The organism is Nonomuraea sp. N2-4H (genome assembly GCF_045291505.1).
GTDB lineage: Bacteria > Actinomycetota > Actinomycetes > Streptosporangiales > Streptosporangiaceae > Nonomuraea > Nonomuraea fastidiosa.
This window is the reverse complement of record NZ_CP147987.1, coordinates 7,754,594-7,773,364: the sequence shown is the minus strand read 5'-3', so window position 1 is coordinate 7,773,364 and position 18,771 is coordinate 7,754,594. Positions and strand designations below refer to the sequence as shown.

Genomic DNA, 18,771 nt, shown 5'->3' with positions numbered 1-18,771 from the left:
GTACAAAGAGGTTCGCATGCTGATCCACCCTTGGGACGCGGCCAGGACCGACGACGAGTGGCGCACGTGGCTGCGTACGCGCGATTTCGGGCAGATCGCCGCCAACGGTGTGGACGGCGCGCCCCCGGTGGTGGTGCCGACCCACTTCCTGTACGACGGGCACGATCAGGTGCTGCTCCACCTGGCCCGCCCCAACCCGATCTGGCCCGCCCTTGAGGCCAACCCGGTGGCGGTCGTCAGCGTCTACGACGACTACGCCTACATCCCCACAGGCTGGCGGTCGGACTCCCCCGAGACGGGCGTGCCGACCAGCTATTACGCCTCCGTGCAGCTCATCTGCGAGGCCGAGATCGTGGACGACAAGGAGGGCAAGGCCGACATCCTGCGCCGCCAGCTCGCCCACCACCAGCCCGACGGCGACCACGGGGAGGTGGCGGCCGACTCCGGGCCGTACCACAGGCAGCTCTCCGGCCTGCGTGGCCTGCGGCTGCGGGTGACCGACGTACGGGCCAAGTTCAAGTACGACGACCACAAGCCGGCCGAACTGCGTGATCGGGTGGCCGCCGGCCTGGCCGCCCGTGACCTTCCCGGGGACGCCGCCGTCCTCGCTCAGCAACATCGTCGCCGCACCTCCTGACGGGCATCATGGCCGTCCGCGACCGTCAGGAAGCCGGTGACTCACAAGCTGTGGATAACCAATGACTCTTGTGGATAACCCGTTTTCGCACCCCCGTGCGAGAGCCTCATCCACAGCCCGTCGCGCCCGCGTTCGCCGCCCTTGCCCGCACCCTCGTTCGGCGCCGTCCCCGCCGCCGGTCCCGCAGCCCCGCGCTCACCAGCGGTTATCCACATTTCCCCAGGTCAGGTGTGTGTTCTAGGTCACCGGTACGGCCTCGACCGGACGCCCCAGAGTGCCCAGGACCGGCCATACCACACTGAAAAAGTCGCCGGTACATAACGTTCCAAATCACCCCTTGTGCCCAGGGCGTCCGGGCGGGTTCCGCCGCCGTCCACCGCACCCCTCACCCTGTGGATGAACGTCGCTCCTGTCGCCCCCCTCAAGCCAATGGACGGCGGGCCGAGACCGAGTCCCCGCAGATCGTTCCCGGCCCGCCATCCACACCCCACCGCCCCCAGCTCAGCTCAGTGCCTCCAGCGCCGGCGTTGTGCGCGATGGTGCTCACCGCGCCATACGCTCCCAGCGCCATACGCTCTCCGCGCCATACGCTCTCTGCGGCCGCCACAGCTCGGCATCCGGTGGCCGGCATCCACAGGCAGCCGCTCCCCTGTGTGACGTTCACAGGCGGCCGTCCTTCACCGGAGTCACACCCGACCGTCCCTACGTGTCCACGGCCGGTCGTCCGCCCCCGTGTGCAACGGCCGGCCGGTCGTTCCTGCCCCGGCGTCCACGGCCGGTCGTCCTCGTCTCGATGTGCAACGGCCGGTCGCCCCGGCGTCCACGGCAGGCCGTGCCTACCCGGTGTCCACAGGCGGCCCTGTCCACCTGGTGTCCGCCCCTTGCCGTAGTCGGTGAACAGGCCGGTCAGCCGGGCGCTGGGGGTGGCGCCTCGCGACTGTGGGTGCGAAGTCCGAGCTCGCCCGCGCTGTCTGCGCGGGGTCCGACTTTGTGTGATGTGTACTGGCCGTCTCCCCCCCGGATATCCACAGCCGGCTGTCCCCCGTACAGCGTTCGCAATCGGCTGTGCCCTACCCGGCGTGCACAGGCCGCCGCTTCACGGGCGGCGTCCACAGCCCGGCACGCCGGGTCGTGCTCACGTCACCAGTTCCAGTACGACTTGGCCTCCGAGTTCCACGTCTTCGGGTAGAACTGGTGGATCTTGAACGCCATCCCCTTGCCGCGGGCGATGTACTGATCCCGGTCGAGCTTCCGCTTGATCGGCTTACCGGGGCTGCCGTTGTTGTCCCACCAGGACTCCCACTGCTTGATGCAGGTCTGCTTGCCCAGGTAGCGGTTCGAGCAGGAGGCCGGCGGATACCAGATCTGGGTGTGCCCGAAGTCCACGACCTTGCCCGAGGACTGCTCGGTGATCGTGCCCCACGCCTTCAGGCAGTAGCCGGTGGATGGAATGGTCCACTTGACGTAGTGCTGCGGCCCCGACGTGGCGAAGGTCTTCAGGTTCTTGCAGTTGACGTCGCCGATCTGCTCCTTGGTGACGCGGAGCTTGTAGTACGTTCCATTGTCCCGCCACCCGTCGAGCATCAGCCAGTCGCCCGAACGGACGAACTTCTCCGCGTACGACGGCGGCCACTTCTTCGGGTCGCCCCAGCTGATCTCGGACGTCGTCGACGACAGCGGCTTCCACGCCCACTGCCCGCCGACCTGCCCGCCCGACCAGTGCTGGCCTGCCCGGCGCTTGCCGAACATCGAGTACTGTCCGTAGTTCTCGGCCGCCTGTGCGGGCACCGTGATCCCAGCGAGCCCCGTGGCCGCCGCCGCCCCCACGACGGCGACGGCCCGTGCGCATCTCCTCATGTTCCTCACCGCCAGCACGTTAGCGATGACGGCGCGTGCCGTAGCACAGATCAAAAAACCTCGAACCATGGCAAAGCGGTCGTCTGTTCGGGGCGAGGTGACCTCCGGCTGGGGCTGAAGTAGACGCGAAGACCGGCCGCCGCCTGGACGACAGCCGCGCGTACGTCTTCACCGCCGGGCCCGCCGCGAGCCCGGCGATGCGCGCCCGCACCCCAAGTGAGCTAGCGGACCGGCTTCAGCACGCCGTCGAGGCGTACGACGCCCTCGCCGTACTTGTCGTCGAGCCGCCGCTGCAGCTCCTCGTCGGCCACCAGGACGCCGGCGACGACCTGCTCCTTCACGATGTCCACCGAGGCCGAGACGAAGTCCGAGCCGAGCTCGCCGCTCAGGGAATCCTGGATCTCGCGCAGCTCGGCCTCGCTGCGCCGGGCCTGGCTGACGCAGAGCGCGCCGCCCCAGGTCTGCCTGATCCACGCCTCCCGGCCGGCCAGGTCGCCGGTGAACTTCACGTTCAGCACCAGCTTGGTGGGGTCGTTGGCGTACTTCTGCGCCATGTCGGGATCGCTCTCGTCGTAGCCGGGGATCGCGTCGAGGTAGCTCTGGTCCAGCCACACCCCGCCCACGCCGTCCGCCTCGTTCAGCCGCTGCTGGGTCGTCTCCAGCGCGGCCTGCGTGGCCTTGGCGGGATCGACCGGCCGCCAGCCGCCCTCGGGAGCCGGGCACGGGGAGCCGAAGCGCGGCTCCTCCTTCTGCCCGAGGTCGCCGGTCCCGGCGGTTCGGTGAGCGTGAGCTTGGCGCCGTCCCAGGTGCCGACCACGCGGTACTGGCCCCACGTGGTGCCGCCGTGGCTCTCGTGCCGCACCTTGGACCAGTCCCAGCCGACGACGTCGGGCCCGCTGCACTGGGGCGGCAACGATTCGGCCACCGTGCTGCACAGTTGCGGCCCGTGCTCGGGGCTTTCCAGGACGGTGACGGAGTCGGCCGCGTACGTGACGGGCTCGGCGGTCGTCGTGTCACCCCCGCCGCAGGCGGTCAGCGCGAGCAGGGCGGGGAGGGCGAGTAAGGGAAGGCTCCGCATGACCTCCATCACGTACGCGGACCGGAAAAGGTTCCGCCTCACGTGCCGTGGAAGCCCTCGGCGCGGCACCAGCCGAGGACGTGCTCCCCCAGCGCCCGCCCGGCGCCCTTGCCCTGGTGCGCGGGATCGACGATGAAGGACGCGGTGGCCACGTGCGCTCCCCGGCCAGGCCGGTTGGGGCCCATCTTGGCCGAGCCGACGATCGTGCCGGCGTCGTCGGCCGCGACGACGGTCTTGCCCGGAGGCGGCTCCATCCACCAGGAGCGGGCCTCTTCGAGGGTCTGCCGCTCCGAGTAGGGGTACGTGCGCCCCGCCGCCATGATCTCGGCATAGAAGGGATAGATGTGCGGCCAGTCCTCGGTCGCGGCATCTCTGATGATCAGCGTACGATTCCACCCCCGCGGTACGCCGTCGAGATCGCCGATACAGGGATAAGCCGCGAGCTACCGGGTCACGCACCTGCTTTATCGCGCTGGTCGTAGACGGCGAGCACGACGGGGGCAAGATCGCGGAAGCGCCAGGACAGCCGCCGCCTCCCGCCGAGAGGAGGGCCCCTCGTGGGGGCCCTCCGGCGGGCCGGTCAGGACAGCAGGGACTCGCCGATCCAGCCGCCCTCCGCGCACCCCGGCGGAATCGCGAAGACCGCCGACCCGATCGTGGTGATCCACTCGTTGAGCAGGTCGCCTTCGGCCAGCATCCGCTGGATCGGGACGAACTGCCGGTCGATGTCCGCCTGGTACGACGCGAACAGCAGCCCGGCGTCCGGTTCGCCCTCCGGGCTCAGCCCGTCGTCGTAGTTGTACGGCCGCCGCAGCAGCCGCAGCGCCGGGTCGGCCACGTGAGCGCGCCTGATGTGGGCGTACTCGGAGATGACCGGGAACCCGAGCCGGTTCTTCGCGGCGAAGTCGGGCTCGTCGCGCTCGGCGACGCCGGTGAGCGGGGCGCCGTTGTCGAGCCTGCGGCCGATGGTGAACTCCCTGGCCGTGCGGTCGACGGCGTCCCACGTCTCCAGCGCCATGCGGATCCTGCGCAGCACCAGCGTGGTGCCGCCGGCCAGCGGGCCCTGCCCGATCCAGACGGCTCTGTCGAGGTCGGTGGCGTTGCCGGTGCCCTCGATCTGGCCCATCAGGTTGCGCCGGGTGGCGGAGCGGAAGCCGCGCTGCGTCCACCGTACGCGGGCGAACGACCGCGCGTCCTTGACGATCATCCGTACGGCGTGCGCGACCGTCACGTTGTCGTCCGCGCACACCTGCACGAGCAGGTCTCCCCCGCTCCACCGCTTGTCCAGCCGATCGGTGGCGAAGCGCGGCAGCGGCTGCACCGGAGAGTCCGCCCCGGCCGCGTCGAACAGCCCGGGCCCGAACCCGAACGTGCAGGTCAGGCGGGCCGGGTTCGCGGCCAGCTCGGGCTCGGTGTCGGCGAGCGCCGGCCGCCCCTGGGTGAGGCGGGCGGCGTCGTCGGTGAGCAGCTTGAGCAGCCGTACGAGGGCCTCCTTGCGGGTGCCAGGACGCAGGTCGAAGCCGATGAACACGGCGTGCGCCTGCGGCTCCGTGGCCACCCCCGCCTGGTGGAGGCCGTAGAAGGGCTCGGTGCGCGAGCCCGTCGCGACCTCGCGCACCAGCGAGCCGACGTCGAGAGTACGGGCGGAGGTGTCGCTCGCACAGCCCGCGAGGGCGCCGGCCGCGGTGACGGCGCCCCCGGTGAGCAGCCCGCGCCGGGTGATCACTTGTGCCCCGGCTGGTAGTCCTCCTCGCCGCCGGCGAAGTCCTTGCCGACGGCGGTGAACTCCAGCGGCTCGCCGCCCTGCACCTGCAGCGTGAACGGGATCTGCGCCCCGGGCAGCACCTCCTCGGTGACGTCCATCAGCATGATGTGGTCGCCGCCCGGCTCCAGCTTGTGCGTGCCGTGCGCGGGCACCACGAAGCCGCCCTCCTTGGGCCGCATGACCATCTTGCCGCCGCTCTCCACCACCTCGTGCAGTTCGATCTCCGAGGAGAGCGGCGAGCTGCCGGACACGATGGTGATCGGCTGGTCGGTGTTGTTGACCAGCGTGCCGAACGCGGCGGTCATCCCCTTCTCGGCGGTCTTGACCCAGGGGTCGGTGATGCTCAGCCCGCCGGTCGCCGCCACTGCGGAGTCGGACGGGGACGGGCTCGGTGCGGCGGCGGGCTCCGCCGAGGAGCCGCAGGCGGCCAGCGCCGTCGCGGCGGCCGCGAGCACGAGGGCATGACGGAAGAACATGGCAGTGCCTTTCTCCGCCCGGCATGCCGAAATAGACCCTGCCGGGCGGTGGGTCGTCTGAATGGAGAGGGGAACGTCGTGCCCGACCACGTAGGTCAGGCGGCGACGGCCCGCGGCGGACCCCTCCGGCTGACGACGTGCCGCAGGACGGCCGAGCGCAGGATGGGCGGCTCGGTCGTGCACAGCGGCGTGGAGAAAGGCGTGACCAGCAGCGGCAGCCACAGCACCAGCAGCCGTACGGCCAGGCGGCGCAGCAGCGCCCACAGCGCGGCCTCGCCGCGCGCCAGCCACAACGCGGTCAGCGCGACCGCCCAGCCGTGGGTGATGAGCATGCCGAGGTTCGGCACCAGGCCCGAGTGCAGGTGCGCGGCCATGAGCTGCGGGGCGGCCGGTCCGTCCGGTGCGAGCACCGCGTGAGAGAGCGAGAACATCAGATGCAGCAGCACCTGCAGGCCGGCGAGCAGCGGCAGGATCACGGTCAGTGAACGCTCGCGGCCCGCCAGCGGGTACGCCGCCGCGAACGACAGCCCGAACGCCCACACCCCGGCCGCGGGCGGCACCGATGCGCCGCCGAGCATGTGCGCCGCGACGCCCAGCCCCAGACACACCGCGGCGAACACCGCAGTGCGGGCAAGACGGAACGGCAGCGCCATGTCCCTAGCATTCCACGCGACCCTGGCGGTCCGGATGCCGATCCTCGGTTGTGTGTGGGGTGGGGCTGTCCCGCCGTCGTGGGTGGGGGTTCTTTTGGGTGGGGTGTGTTGGCGGTCCGGGTGTCGATCCTTGGTTGTGTGTGGGGTGGGGCTGTTCCGCCGTCGTGGGTGGGGGCCTTTGGGTGGCCCCAGGGGGCGATTGTGATTCACGTGAAACCAGCCGCCGCGGCCTGCTCGTGCGTTTTGGGGGTTTTGGGAACGGGTGCGGGGGCGTGGGGTGTCGCCGCATAATCGGGAGCGATGCCGAAATTTCAGGAGCTGTCGGAGTTCGCTGAGGCGATCGCCCCGGTCATCAACGCCGCCCACGTCAACGTGCACGCCTCCGCCGTCAGAGCCGTGGCCGGCCTCACCGCGGCATCGGGCTTCACTCCAGGGCTCCTGTCCGACCTGCGGTTCAGCCTTCCGCTGCGCCCGCTGACCCGCAGCGGGCTGGCCGTGCTGTTCCGGTACACCGACCCGGAGCCCGACATCCGGGAGCATCTCCGCCAGGGCACGCTGGCCGAGGACGGCGACGGCGTACTGCGCGTGACGGACACCGGCAGGTCCTTCATCCACCGCCTGTACGAGCTGCACGAGGCCGCCGTCGAACGCGTCTGGGCGGGCGGCGACCTCACCGAGGCCGCCGAGCTGGTGGGCCGCGTGCTGGACACCGCCGACCGGCTGCCCGGCGGGGCGTTCGAGCTGGTGTCACCGCCGTACGAGCCGGAGGGGTCCTCGCCGGGGCTGCTGCTGTTCAACCGGCTGGCCGTGCTGCGTTACCACCGCGCCGACGCGCACGCCGCGGCCTGGCAGGCGGCGGGGCTGTCGGCGGCCGAGATCGTACGCCTGGAGGACGGGCCGCTGCGCGCGGAGATCGAGGCGGACACGAACCGCCGGGCGGGACAGGCGTACCGGACGCTGCCGGAGCGTGAGCGCCACACCCTGTACGAGACCCTGCTGAAGCTCATCTGAAAGCCTTCCGCGAAGCCCTCCGGAAACGTGCACAAATAACACCTAAAGGGCTATAGAGAAAAGTTCCTCTCAAGGCAGGACAAATACCCCGCCTAAAGATCCCGCCTCCCCACCCGCCATGCCGCCGACCTGGGGTCCCATCCGCGTTCCAAAGGAAACTTCGGAGTTCCCAAACTGCCACCTCCCGGTAACCGATGGGTAGGCGCACTATGGTCGTACTTCAACAGGAGGCACCGTGGAACAGGAACTGCCCGGCGGCCCGCGGTTGATCGTTGGGGTCGACGAGTCCCCGGCCGCGCGTTGGGCTCTGGCCTGGGCCATCGGGGCGGCCAGGCTGCACCGGATGGCTCTGGTGGCCGTGCATGTCAGCCGCGCGCCCGTCCATCCTTTTCCTGAGGCGCTGCCCGTGCAGCATGCGGTGCGTCAGGGCGAGGAGGCGCGCTGCTCCGAAGTGATCACATCCGTGTTCGAGGACGTGGCGGGCGGCGTACCCGACGATCTGACGATCGCGACGGTGGGACGGGTGGGCGACCCCGGCTACCACCTTGTCGACCTGGCCCGCGAGGGCGATCTGCTGGTGCTCGGGCGAGGGCGGCGCGGCCTGCTCAGCCGCATCTTCCTCCCCTCGACCAGCATGTACTGCGCCCGGCACGCGAGGACGACAGTGGTGATCGTGCAGCAACCCGCGCCGCCCGACGACTCGGAGATGTCAGGAGAGCGCCACCGCCGCTTCTGGACCCGCCGACATCCGTGACCTGAGCAGCCGCAGGCCCGCGGCCACGGCGTCGGTGGGGATCGCGCCGTAGCCGAGCACCAGGCCGTGCTGCGCCGGTTCCTCCCCGCAGTACGACTCAAGCCGCTCGACCGCGAGCCCGTCCCCCGGCCGTACGCGCACGCCCGGAGCCAGGCGGGCGCACAGGTGCAGCCCCGCCGAGGACGGCACCGGCAGCAGCCGCTCGTCGGCGTCCAGCGCCTCGGCGATCATGGCGTGCCTGGCGGCGTACTCGCGGGTGGCCTTCCTGATGTGCCGCGAGAGCAGCCCCTCGTCGATGAAGCGGGCCAGCGCGGCCTGCGTGGGCAGCGCGCCGTGCCAGTCCGTGAGCTGCCTGGCCGCGCGCAGCGCCGGCGCGAGCGAGGCGGGCGCGACCAGGAAGCCGACCCTGAGCATGGGCAGCAGGGTCTTGGAGAACGAGCCCACATAGATGACCCGGCCGGCCCGGTCGAGGCTCTGGAGGGGTTCGAGCGGGCGGTCGCCGAAGCGGAACTCGCTGTCGTAGTCGTCCTCGATGATCACTGCGCGGCGGCGTTCGGCCCAGGCCAGCAGGGCGGCGCGGCGGGCCAGCGACATGGGGGTGCCGAGCGGGAACTGGTGCGACGGCGTGACGTAGACGATGCGGGCCTGGCGTGGCAGCGCGGTGACGTCGATGCCCTCGCCGTCCACGGGCACGCCGGCCACCTTGGCGCCGAGCGTGCGGAACAGCAGCCGGGCCGGCGGGTAGCCGGGCTCCTCGACGGCCACGACCGTGCCGGGCTCGATCAGCACGCGGCCGATGAGGTCGAGCGCCTGCTGTGCGCCGTTCGTGACGATCACGTCGTCGGGGCCGGCGTGCACGGAGCGGCTGAGCCCGATGTGCCGGGAGATGGCCGCGCGCAGCGGCTCGTGGCCCGCCGGGTCGGCGTAACCGGCGGCGCTCGCCCGCAGCTCGCGGGCCACCAGGCGGCGCCAGGTCTCCATGGGGAACAGGCGGGCGTCGGGGACGCCGACGCGGAAGTCGTAGCGGGCGGGCGGCATGCCGCTCGGGGTGAGGCGCAGGTCCCGCCAGACCGGGCGCGGCCGTACGACGCCCTTGGGCGCGGCCCGCCCCCTGACCGGCTCGGCCGACACGAACGTGCCCGCGCCCGCCCTGCCCACCAGGAACCCGTCCGCGACCAGCCGGTCGTAGGCGAGGGCGACGGTGTTCCTGGAGATCTCCAGCCGCCTGGCCAGCTCCCTGGTCGGAGGGAGGCGTTCGCCGGATCTGAGCCGGCCGTCGAGTATGGCGTCGAGAAGCTGCCGGTACACCTGTGCGGCCAGGTCACGGCGGCCTTCGAGGGTGATGTGCACGTCCATGATTGGCCCAATCAAATCGCCGGAAATCGGAGCTTATCTCGGGACAAGCCAGGCTCCAAGATGGTGGCGTCGGCACGCGAGGCAGGGGGCGTACACCTCATGAGATATCGGCGGATCCTGGCACAGGCGCAGCTTGCGAACTCCATCGGCGACGGTGTCTTCCTGGTCACCTCCGCCTTCTACTTCTCCACCGTCGTCGGGCTCACGCCCACCGAGATCGGCATCGGCCTGACCCTCGGCTGGGGCGTCGGTTCGGTGGCCGGCGTGCCGCTCGGGCACCTCGCCGACCGGCGCGGGCCGCGCGGCGTCGCCGTGCTGCTCGCGCTCGCGACCGCCATCGCGGTCGGGTCGTTCCTGCTGGTACGGACGTTCCCGCTGTTCGTGCTGGCCGCCTGCCTGTACGGCACCGCGCAGACCGGACTGTCGGCCGCCCGCCAGGCGCTGCTCGCCGCCCTGGCGCCGCCCGAGGAGCGGACCGTCGTACGGGCCGTGCTGCAGGCCACGCTCAACGGCGGCCTGGCGCTCGGCGCCGCCATCGGCGGTCTCGCGCTGCACGCGGGCACCCGGGAGGCGTATCTGGCGGTGTTCGGGCTGGACGCGGCGACCTTCCTCATCGCCGCCGTCCTGCTGCTCCGCCTGTCCCCCGTACGTCCGCAGCCCGCTCCTGCCGGGCCCCGCCTGGCCGTGCTCAGGGACCGGCCGTACGCGCTGGTCACGCTGATCTACGCGGTGATGCTCTTCTACATGCCGCTGCTCAGCGTGGTCGTGCCGCTGTGGATCGCCGCCCGTACCGACGCGCCCACCTGGGTCGTCTCGGTGCTGCTGCTGATCAACACCGGCGGCGTGCTGCTCTGCCAGGTGCGGGTGGCCCGCCGGGTCAAGGGGGTGCACGACGCCGCGGCGGCGGTACGGCGGGCGGGGCTGATCATGTTCGCCGCCTGCGCGGTGTTCGCGCTGAGCCCGTCATGGTGGGCGTTCCTGCTGGTCGCCGCGGTTTTGCAGGTGATCGCCGAGCTGTGGCTGGCGGCCGGCTGCTTCGAGATCGGCTTCGGGCTCGCCCCCGACGACCGGCAGGGCCAGTACCAGGCGTTCTTCGGCAGCGGCGTGGCCGTGGCCAGGATGCTCGGGCCCGCCGTGCTCACCACGGTCGTGCTCGGCGGCGGCACGCTCGGCTGGCTGCTGACCGGCGCCGCGTTCGTGGCGGCCGGCGCCTCGATGGCGCCGGCCGCCAGATGGTCGCTGTCACGAGAAGCGGCGCAGCCGCAGGCTGTTGCTGACCACGAAGACGCTGGAGAACGCCATCGCGGCACCCGCGATCATGGGGTTGAGCAGCCCCAGAGCGGCCAGCGGCAGGGCTGCCACGTTGTAGGCGAAGGCCCAGAACAGGTTGCCCTTGATCGTTGCTAGCGTGCGCCGGGCCAGCCGGATGGCGTCGGGCGCCACCCGCAGGTCGCCGCGTACGAGCGTCAGGTCACCGGCCTCGATCGCGGCGTCCGTGCCCGTGCCCATGGCCAGGCCCAGGTCCGCCTGGGCCAGCGCGGCGGCGTCGTTGACGCCGTCGCCCGCCATGGCCACCACCTTGCCCTCGGACTGCAGCCGCTTGACCACGTCGACCTTGCCGGCGGGCAGCACACCGGCGATCACCTCGTCGATGCCCACCTCGGCGGCGACCGTACGCGCCACGGCCTCGTTGTCGCCGGTCAGCAGCACCGGGGTCAGTCCCAGCGCCTTGAGCTCGGCGATGGCCTCCTTGCTCGTCGGCTTGATCACGTCGGCCACCACGAGCACCGCGCGGGCCTTGCCGTCCCAGCCGACCGCCACGGCGGTGCGGCCCTTGGCCTGCTCCTCCTCCATGGCGCGGACGAGGTTGTCCGGCAGGTGCTGCGACCACTCCTCCAGGAGCCGCGGCCGGCCCACGAGCACCGCGTGCCCGTCCACGACGCCCTGGACGCCCAGGCCCTCGATGTTCGTGAAGTCCTCGACGGTGGCCTTCGAGCCGGCCTCGCGGGCGATCGCCCGCGCGATCGGGTGCTCGGAGGCGTGCTCCAGCGCTCCCGCCAGCCGCAGCACCTCGTCGCGGGACTCGCCCTCGGCCAGGTGGACCTCGGTCAGCGTCATCTTGCCCTCGGTGACCGTGCCCGTCTTGTCCAGGACGATCGTGTCGATCCTGCGCGTCGACTCCAGCACCTCGGGGCCCTTGATGAGGATGCCCATCTGGGCGCCCCGGCCCGTACCGACCAGAAGAGCCGTCGGCGTGGCGAGGCCCAGCGCGCACGGGCAGGCGATGATCAGCACCGCGACCGCCGCCGTGAACGCCGCGCTCGCGCCCGCACCGCTGCCCAGCCAGTAGCCGAGCGTGCCGATCGCCAGCGCGATCACCACCGGGACGAAGACGCCCGAGATGCGGTCGGCCAGCCGCTGCACCTGCGCCTTGCCGGTCTGTGCCTCCTCCACCAGCTTCGCCATCTGCGCGAGCTGCGTGTCCGCGCCCACCCGGGTGGCCCTCACCAGCAGCCGGCCGCCCGCGTTGACCGTCGCACCGGTCACCGGGTCGCCCGGCCGCACCTCGACCGGCACCGACTCGCCCGTCAGCATCGAGGCGTCCACGGCCGAGGTGCCCTCCTCGACCACGCCGTCGGTGGCGATCTTCTCGCCCGGCCGGACCACGAACCTGTCGCCGGCCTTGAGCTGCTCGACCGGCACGCGGCGCCCGTCGGCCAGCTCGACGTCCTTGGCGCCCAGCTCCATCAGCGCCCGCAGCGCGGCGCCCGCCCGCCGCTTCGAGCGGGACTCGAAGTAGCGGCCCGCCAGGATGAACGCGGTCACCGCCGCCGCCGTCTCCAGGTAGATCGTGCCCGAGCCGTCGGTGCGCCCGATCGTGAACTCGAACGGGTGCGTCATGCCCGGCACGCCCGCCGTACCGAAGAACAGCGCCCACACCGACCAGCCGAACGCCGCCAGCGTGCCCAGCGAGACCAGCGTGTCCATCGTGGCCGTGCCGTGCCGCAGGTTCGTCCACGCGGCCTTGTGGAACGGCCAGCCCGCGTACGTCACCACCGGCGCGGCCAGCGTCAGCGACAGCCACTGCCAGTACTCGAACTGCAGCGCAGGCACCATCGCCATCGCCACCACCGGGACCGACAGCACGATCGCGGTGATCAGCCGGTCGCGGAGCGGGTCGCGTTCCTTCTTCTGCTCCTGTTGTCCGTCAGGGGCTGGAGTGGGCGGGGGTGGCAGCTCGGCCGTGTAACCCGCCTTCTCCACCTCGGCGATCAGCACCTGCGGGTCGACATCCACGGGGAAGGTGACCTTCGCCTTCTCCGTCGCGTAGTTGACCGTCGCGGTCACGCCGTCCAGCTTGTTGAGCTTGCGCTCGATCCGGTTGGCGCAGGACGCGCACGTCATGCCGCCGATCATCAGTTCGACGGACTTGCCTTCGGTGAGGGAAGACGTCATCGTCACCTCTCCTTCCTCGTGTCCGTCAGTGGGTGTGGCCGTCGCCGCCGTGTCCGGCGGGCGCGCCGCCGGCCGTCGCCGTGAAGCTCGCCGTACGGACCTCGCCCTTGTGCTTGAAGTCCAGGAACAGACGGTAGTCGCCCCGGCTCGGTGCTTCGGCGTAGAACGTGATCTCGGGGCCCGCCGTGTCGCTCTCCTCCGGGTGGACGTGCAGGTAGGCCAGGTCGCCCGCGCGCAGCGCCACGAGGTGGCCGTACGCGCCCAGGTAGGGCTCCAGGTCCTCGACCGGCTTGCCGTCCTTGCTGACCGTGAGGGTGAGCTTGGTCGAGGTGTTCGGAGCCAGGTCGCCGTCCAGGCTGACCGTGTAGCCGTCCACCTTCGCCGTGCGGCTCGCCTCCGGCAGCGGGTCGGGGTCGTAGTCGCCCGCGGCCGTCAGATCGGCGCCCAGCGTCAGCTTCTCGCCGCCCTTGGGGATGAAGTCCGCGAACGCCTTGTACGGGCCGGGCTTCGGCGCCTTCAGGCGTACCGACCAGGTGCCGTCGGGGGAGAGCTTGGGGTGGAGGTGCTGGAAGCTCGTCAGGTCGCGGGAGACGACGATGAAGTGCAGCTTCTTGTCGTGCTCCACCTCGTAGTCGGTCACGGGGGTGCCGTCGGGGCCGATGACCTTGAAGGTGAAGTCGGTGGCCTTCTTCGTCGAGATCGAGTCGATGAGGTCGAGGGTGTAGCCGTCCTGCGACACCTGGAGCCCCCCGGGGGTATGGCCGGTCTGCTGCTCGTGGCCCTTCGCGGGGGTGTTCTCGTGGGCCGCCGAGGTTGCCTCGGCCGATACCCCTTGGCGCTCGCCGGTCGTATGCCCGTGGCTCTTGGGGGCCTGCTGGGCCTGTTGGCCGGGCTCTTGGCTGCTCGGGGCCTTTTCGCTGCTCGCGGCCGCTGTGGAGGAGGGGGCCATCAGCTTGCCCACGCCCAGGGCGCCGCCGAAGACGACGGCGAGGCCCAGGACGTAGGAGCCGAGCTTGGCGGCGGCGTTCATGGGCGATCCACCAGCTCGTCGCCGGCTTCCTTCACCGCGGAGGCGATCAGGTCGCGCGCCACCGGCTCGTCACTGCTGACCGTCAACAGGCCAGTGGCGAGATCCACCTCGACGCCGGTCACACCGGGAACCTCGCTGACCTCCTCTTTGACGGAGCTCACGCAGTGGCCGCAGGTCATGCCGTTGACGGTGTAGGTGGCGGTGCTCATGGCGGGCTCTCCCTCTGCTTCTGTCCTTATATGGTGCGAGTCTAACACCGTACCCCCCTAGGGTATGCCCGAGGTATGGGTCTGGGCATTCCGGTGTGTTACCGGATGAACGTAATATACCCCCAAGGGGTATGTCAACAACGTCCGTACGCCCCCGAACCATGACATACAGCCCCTCCCTACCCACTGGCCTCCCGTGTATGCGGTCACCGCCGGACGGAGGCGAGCCACTCGCGGCCCGAGGCCGGGGAAGCAAGGGGAATGAGACCTGCGCACCTCGGCCGCATATTTGGCATGATCGAGCTGTTGCCCGTTATGGGAGAACGACAGGATGCCGGCCGCATGGGTGGACGTGAACGTAGACGACGAACGGGGAACGTACGGGTCGATGACCGACATCGTCGGCCGCCGTCTTCGCGCACGAGGTGACGGGTTATAGCGGTCTCACCAGGGATTGAACGCCCGTCCTTTGCCTAATCCACCCATCTGGTCCGCGCACAACACAGGGAGCGCAGCCATACCTTGCTAGGCTGCTTGTCAACCGTTGGGTCTCACCCCGGCAGGTGAGGCCGTCGAAGAAGTGGGGTCACACCGTGAAGAAGCTGCTCGTTCTGGCGCTGATCGCCCTTGGGGGGTTGCTGATCTGGCGTAAGGTGCAGGCCGACCGCGCAGAGCTCGATCTCTGGACCGAGGCGACCGGCAGCGAGAACTAACCGACCGGCGAGGCGATGAGTGACATCGTCCCCATCAAGCTGGTGTGCCTTGACCTGGCCGGCACCACGGTCGGTGACATCGCCATGGTCGAGCGCGCCTTCGCTGAGGCGATCGCGACTCAGGGCATAGTGCCCGGGACCGGAGCGTACGCGAGAGCCATGGTTCACGTGCACCGGTCCCGGGGCTGCCCCAAGATCGACGTGTTCCGCGGCATCTTTCCGGGGAACGAGGCGCAAGCGCAGGCGGCGAACCTGACGTTCGAACGCTCCTACGAGGGGGCGATCGAGCGGGCGGGTCTCACTCCCATGCCCGGAGTCCTGGAGGTCCTCGACAAGCTCCGGGGCAACGGCATCAAGCTCGCCCTGATCACCGGCTTCAGCCGCACCACCTTGAGCCGCATCCTCAGCGTCCTGGGCTGGCACGACAAGATCGATCTTGCCATCTCCCCCGAAGACGCCGGCGGCCGCGGCCGCCCCTGGCCCGACATGGTCCTGCACGCCGTACTCCGCCTGGGGGTCGACGACGTACGCCAGGTCGCCGTGCTCGGCGACTCGGAGAGCGACATGCTCTGCGGCAAGCGCGCCGGCGCCTCCATCGTCGCGGGCATCATGACGGGCGTCCACAGCCGCGAACGCCTCCTCAAGGGCGGCGCCACCCACATCCTCGACTCCATCCAGGACTTCCCTGGGTTGGTCCTCAGTGATGATCTCGGTACGACGCAGGTGGCTTCATCGGCCCGGTAAGCTATCTTCGTCGAAGGGGCCTTAGCTCAGTTGGCAGAGCGCCTGCTTTGCAAGCAGGAAGTCAGGAGTTCGAATCTCCTAGGCTCCACCAGGCGAAACGCCCCGCCACCGATCTCGGTGCGGGGCGTTCGTGCCATCCACGTGCCATTAGCTGTCGGCGATCTTCTGCTGTTCGGCCGCGACGCGGGCACTCAGCGCGTCGGCGATCCGCTGGTCCGCGTCGCGCGTGGCGTGCTGGTAGATCAGCGCCGCCCGGTCGCTGTCATGCCCCATCCGCGCCTTGAGGTCGGCAAGGCTCGCGCCGGACTGCGCGGCGAGGGTGTTGCCTGTGTGCCGGAGATCGTGGAAGTGCAAGCCCTGGAGTCCCATCTCCTTCAGCGCCTCCGCCCACCTGGCCTCGCGCCGGAAGTTGCTGCCCCGAAGGAACGCCCCGCGCTTGCCGAGGAAGACGAAGGCGTCGTCGGCCTCATCGACGTACGCGGCGAGGTGTTCGGCGAGGACAGGGATGATGACTGCGGGGATGCTGACCGTGCGCCTGCCGGCGCGTGACTTGGGCGGGCACAGGCGCATTTCGCCGTTGTCGAGTTCGAGAAGCTGTTCGCGGATCGTCACCGTCCGCGCGTCGAGGTCGATCGAGCTACGACGGAGGGCGATCACCTCACCCCAGCGCAGGCTCGCGAAGGTGGCCAGCAGGATGAGGGCCTTGAAGCGCTTGTCGGCCATCCGGTCGGCCAGCTCGAAGACCTGGCGCACGGTGAGGACGGGCCGTTCGGGAGTGTGCTCGTTGTCGGCGCCCTTGATCCTGCACGGGTTGCGCGCGATCAACTGGTCCTCTTCGACGGCCGTCATCAGTATGGCGCGCAGCAGGCGGTACGCCTTGGCCGCAGTCGAGACGGAGACGCCGTTCGCGAGAAGATCGGCGCGCCACGTGCGGATCGCCTGCGCGGACAGCTTGCCGACCGCCACGTCGCCCAGCGTCGGAATGATGTGGCGTTCGAGCAGCCAGGTGTACAGCTCCACCGTCTTGGGGCGCAGGCCCGGACGTTCCTTGATCCAGGCGCGGGCATAGTCGGCGAGCCGGATCTTGCCTCGATCCGGGTCCGTCCACTCGCCCGAGATCATCTGAGCTTCGATGAGCGTCAGCGCCCGGTCGGCGTCGGTCTTCGTTCGGTACGTCGTGGTCCCGGTGCGCAGCCGGCCATCAGGGCCGGGATAGCGGATCTGGAACCGACCGGAGGGCAACTTACGGATGCTGCCGAAACGTCGGCGACCTTCCCTCTTGGCCATCAGGCGGCCCTCCCCGGCGACCGGCGGGTGTCTCCCGCGTTCATGGGGGCGACGGTGCCGGCGGTGACGTAGGCGATCAGGGCCGACTCCCGGATGCGCACCAGCCGGCCGAGCTTGACGAACTCGATCCGCCGTTCAGCGATCAGCCGCCGGACGAAGCGCGGGGTGGTGCTGAGGAGTTCAGCCGCCTCGTCCACGTTCAGGAGCTTGTCCACTACGCCGCCTCCTCTCCGATTGCCGAAAGATCTTGCTCTAGCCGGTTCATGTGGGCTCGCCAGCGTTGGCGTTCGGCGACGGTGCGGAGGAGGCGTACGGCGAGGGGCGGTACGTTCGCGTCGCCGGCCGGGAGGGGCTTCCAGATGTAGCGGTGCGGGTCGGTGGGCTGGTCGGGGTGGCCGAGGGCTTCCAGGACCCAGGTGCGGCGGTCCTGCCTGTGCTCGGCGAGGGTCTTGTTGGACCACTTGCGCGAGACCAGGACGCGGCGTCCGGCGTAGCCGAGGTGTCCGGGCTTGTGGGCCTTGCCACGGCAGCGGCCGGGCTGCATGCCGGGCTTGGCGTTCTTGGGCTGGATGCCGTAGCGGAGCCAGTTGGCGCAGGTGGGTGAGCACGGCTCGAAGCGGAGGGCTTCGACGAGCCGGGCCGCGTGGTCGCGGCGGGCCTGGTCGTCGGTGGCGGCGTCGAGCGGGTCGGCGAGGCTCTTGGTCAGGTACTTGGTGAGGTAGCCGAGCCACTTGCCGGCGGCGGGTGTGCCGGCGAGCACGCTTTGGATGTTGTGCTGTTCGCCGAAGCCGACCACGTGGAGGGGTTGGGCATCATCGTCGGCGTCGAGCTGGTCGAGGGCCTGTTCCCAGGTGGGCAGGACTTCGCCGGTGTCGGGGTCGAGGTAGCCGGTCCCGTCCTGCCAGAGCGGCAGGTGGTCTCCCTCGAAGCGGATGGTGTCGGTGGGTGGCCACCAGACCTGGTGGTAGGTGGCGGCGATGATCTGCTTGAGTTCGGCGCGGGGCAGTGTGCCGCGGATGGCCATGTGCAGGTGCGGGGCGAGGCGTTGCTGTGGCTCGACGGTGGCGAAGTACTGCACGTCGTATCCGGCCACGCGGCGCAGGTTCTGCACGAAGCGGTCGATGAGCTTGGAGAAGTGCAGGGCGTCGCGGGCGGCGCGCCGGTAGTCGTAGGTGTCCGGGTCGAGGGGTACGCCGTCGCGCACCTTGCCGTAGGACGGGAGCGTCAGGGTGTTGCTGAGAGTTATCAAAAACGGGGAGTAGCGGCAGGCCAAAACCCATACCGGTGAGCACTATTGCTGGCCACAAGCGTGCTGCAAGCCGACGAACCCTCTCTGCAAGAGTAACCTCTCCTACCGCATTCCATAGCTTTTCGATACTACCATCGCTCCATAGCTTGACAATTTTCAGTATCTCGACCGAGATCTTTTCAAGATCTGTTCCGCTATAGCTAGCGGCAAGGCCGGTCTTGTGCTTTCGAATCTCATTGGCTAAGCAAACACCGATACGTCGAGTATCCCTGCGAGTTGTTATGTCCCACAACGGAACCCGTCGGACGGCGAACCGTTCCGCTTCGCGGCTCAACCGTTCTAACGTGGCAATAAGAGCCTTGATGTGTTGCGAGTGCAGCCGCTTTCTCTTCTCTTGACACCAATGCGACCAGTATGCGACCTCGAGAAGTCCGAGAATAACTCTATCTAGAGGTCCAGGAGCTGGGTGACGACCCCTTTCTTGACGATATCTAAG

At 69.9% G+C, this 18,771-nt stretch carries 19 protein-coding genes, 1 tRNA gene and 1 pseudogene; 7 read left to right on the top strand and 14 right to left on the bottom strand.

The window, feature by feature from the left end; genetic code table 11:
- Positions 1-16: 16 nt before the first annotated feature.
- Complete coding sequence (locus tag WBK31_RS35910; protein WP_364064643.1) at positions 17-637, top strand: FMN-binding negative transcriptional regulator; 621 nt, start codon at positions 17-19, stop codon at positions 635-637.
- Between the two features lie 1,140 nt (positions 638-1,777).
- Here WBK31_RS35910 and WBK31_RS35905 read toward each other — a convergent pair.
- From WBK31_RS35905 to WBK31_RS35875, 7 genes are all read right to left on the bottom strand, one after another.
- Positions 1,778-2,494, bottom strand: coding sequence for a hypothetical protein (locus WBK31_RS35905; protein ID WP_364064646.1), 717 nt, complete (start codon positions 2,492-2,494; stop codon positions 1,778-1,780).
- Between the two features lie 221 nt (positions 2,495-2,715).
- A complete protein-coding gene (locus WBK31_RS35900) occupies positions 2,716-3,117 on the bottom strand; it encodes a hypothetical protein (protein WP_406673858.1) in 402 nt (133 codons plus the stop codon).
- Positions 3,118-3,131: 14 nt separating this feature from the next.
- Positions 3,132-3,572 carry a hypothetical protein gene (locus WBK31_RS35895; protein ID WP_406673857.1) on the bottom strand — a complete coding sequence of 147 codons (441 nt, stop codon included), beginning with the start codon at positions 3,570-3,572 and terminating at the stop codon, positions 3,132-3,134.
- A gap of 38 nt (positions 3,573-3,610) precedes the next feature.
- Positions 3,611-3,892 carry a GNAT family N-acetyltransferase gene (locus tag WBK31_RS35890; protein WP_378785849.1) on the bottom strand — a complete coding sequence of 94 codons (282 nt, stop codon included), beginning with the start codon at positions 3,890-3,892 and terminating at the stop codon, positions 3,611-3,613.
- 260 nt (positions 3,893-4,152) lie between these two features.
- Entirely contained in the window at positions 4,153-5,298 is a 1,146-nt protein-coding gene (locus WBK31_RS35885) for a Dyp-type peroxidase (protein WP_364064653.1), read from the bottom strand.
- Positions 5,295-5,813 (bottom strand): copper chaperone PCu(A)C, encoded by a 519-nt coding sequence (locus WBK31_RS35880; protein ID WP_364064655.1) that lies wholly within the window; start codon positions 5,811-5,813, stop codon positions 5,295-5,297. Before WBK31_RS35880 ends, WBK31_RS35885 begins: the two co-directional genes overlap by 4 nt.
- A 95-nt stretch (positions 5,814-5,908) precedes the next feature.
- A complete protein-coding gene (locus tag WBK31_RS35875) occupies positions 5,909-6,466 on the bottom strand; it encodes an MFS transporter (RefSeq protein ID WP_364064658.1) in 558 nt (185 codons plus the stop codon).
- A 300-nt stretch (positions 6,467-6,766) separates the two neighbouring features.
- Here WBK31_RS35875 and WBK31_RS35870 point away from each other — a divergent pair, with 300 nt between their 5' ends.
- Both WBK31_RS35870 and WBK31_RS35865 read left to right on the top strand, forming a co-directional pair.
- A complete protein-coding gene (locus WBK31_RS35870) occupies positions 6,767-7,477 on the top strand; it encodes a hypothetical protein (RefSeq protein WP_364064661.1) in 711 nt (236 codons plus the stop codon).
- A gap of 235 nt (positions 7,478-7,712) precedes the next feature.
- Complete coding sequence (locus tag WBK31_RS35865) at positions 7,713-8,231, top strand: universal stress protein (RefSeq protein ID WP_364064664.1); 519 nt, start codon at positions 7,713-7,715, stop codon at positions 8,229-8,231.
- Here WBK31_RS35865 and WBK31_RS35860 read toward each other — a convergent pair.
- Positions 8,187-9,587, bottom strand: a complete 1,401-nt coding sequence (locus WBK31_RS35860) for a PLP-dependent aminotransferase family protein (RefSeq protein ID WP_378785850.1) — start codon at positions 9,585-9,587, stop codon at positions 8,187-8,189. The two genes, WBK31_RS35865 and WBK31_RS35860, sit on opposite strands and share 45 nt — an antisense overlap.
- Positions 9,588-9,647: 60 nt before the next feature.
- Between WBK31_RS35860 and WBK31_RS35855 the strand changes: the two are divergent.
- Positions 9,648-10,418 (top strand): annotated as a pseudogene (locus WBK31_RS35855) (MFS transporter); the annotation flags it as partial.
- Positions 10,419-10,829: 411 nt separating this feature from the next.
- Here WBK31_RS35855 and WBK31_RS35850 read toward each other — a convergent pair.
- Genes WBK31_RS35850 through WBK31_RS35840 form a run of 3 tightly spaced genes read right to left on the bottom strand, consistent with a single transcriptional unit; the run spans position 10,830 to position 14,282 of the window.
- A complete protein-coding gene (locus WBK31_RS35850; protein ID WP_406673856.1) occupies positions 10,830-13,043 on the bottom strand; it encodes a heavy metal translocating P-type ATPase in 2,214 nt (737 codons plus the stop codon).
- Between the two features lie 25 nt (positions 13,044-13,068).
- Complete coding sequence (locus WBK31_RS35845) at positions 13,069-14,073, bottom strand: hypothetical protein (protein ID WP_406673855.1); 1,005 nt, start codon at positions 14,071-14,073, stop codon at positions 13,069-13,071.
- Positions 14,070-14,282, bottom strand: coding sequence for a heavy-metal-associated domain-containing protein (locus tag WBK31_RS35840; RefSeq protein WP_378785851.1), 213 nt, complete (start codon positions 14,280-14,282; stop codon positions 14,070-14,072). The genes WBK31_RS35845 and WBK31_RS35840 overlap by 4 nt, the downstream gene beginning before the upstream one ends.
- Positions 14,283-14,875: 593 nt before the next feature.
- Between WBK31_RS35840 and WBK31_RS35835 the strand changes: the two genes are divergently transcribed.
- The 3 genes from WBK31_RS35835 to WBK31_RS35825 all read left to right on the top strand — a co-directional run bounded on the left by WBK31_RS35835 (position 14,876) and on the right by WBK31_RS35825 (position 15,830).
- Positions 14,876-14,995, top strand: a complete 120-nt coding sequence (locus tag WBK31_RS35835; protein ID WP_020542320.1) for a DLW-39 family protein — start codon at positions 14,876-14,878, stop codon at positions 14,993-14,995.
- Between the two features lie 15 nt (positions 14,996-15,010).
- Positions 15,011-15,739 carry an HAD-IA family hydrolase gene (locus WBK31_RS35830; RefSeq protein WP_364064679.1) on the top strand — a complete coding sequence of 243 codons (729 nt, stop codon included), beginning with the start codon at positions 15,011-15,013 and terminating at the stop codon, positions 15,737-15,739.
- Positions 15,740-15,754: 15 nt separating this feature from the next.
- Positions 15,755-15,830: transfer RNA gene (locus WBK31_RS35825), tRNA-Ala, on the top strand.
- 56 nt (positions 15,831-15,886) lie between these two features.
- On the opposite strand, the gene WBK31_RS35820 is transcribed toward WBK31_RS35825, so the two are convergent.
- The 3 genes from WBK31_RS35820 to WBK31_RS35810 are packed head-to-tail and all read right to left on the bottom strand — an operon-like array spanning position 15,887 to position 18,275.
- Positions 15,887-17,026 carry a tyrosine-type recombinase/integrase gene (locus tag WBK31_RS35820; protein ID WP_406673854.1) on the bottom strand — a complete coding sequence of 380 codons (1,140 nt, stop codon included), beginning with the start codon at positions 17,024-17,026 and terminating at the stop codon, positions 15,887-15,889.
- Positions 17,026-17,241 carry a helix-turn-helix domain-containing protein gene (locus tag WBK31_RS35815; RefSeq protein ID WP_364064685.1) on the bottom strand — a complete coding sequence of 72 codons (216 nt, stop codon included), beginning with the start codon at positions 17,239-17,241 and terminating at the stop codon, positions 17,026-17,028. Before WBK31_RS35815 ends, WBK31_RS35820 begins: the two co-directional genes overlap by 1 nt.
- Positions 17,241-18,275, bottom strand: coding sequence for a replication initiator (locus WBK31_RS35810; protein WP_406673853.1), 1,035 nt, complete (start codon positions 18,273-18,275; stop codon positions 17,241-17,243). Before WBK31_RS35810 ends, WBK31_RS35815 begins: the two co-directional genes overlap by 1 nt.
- Positions 18,276-18,771: the final 496 nt, after the last annotated feature.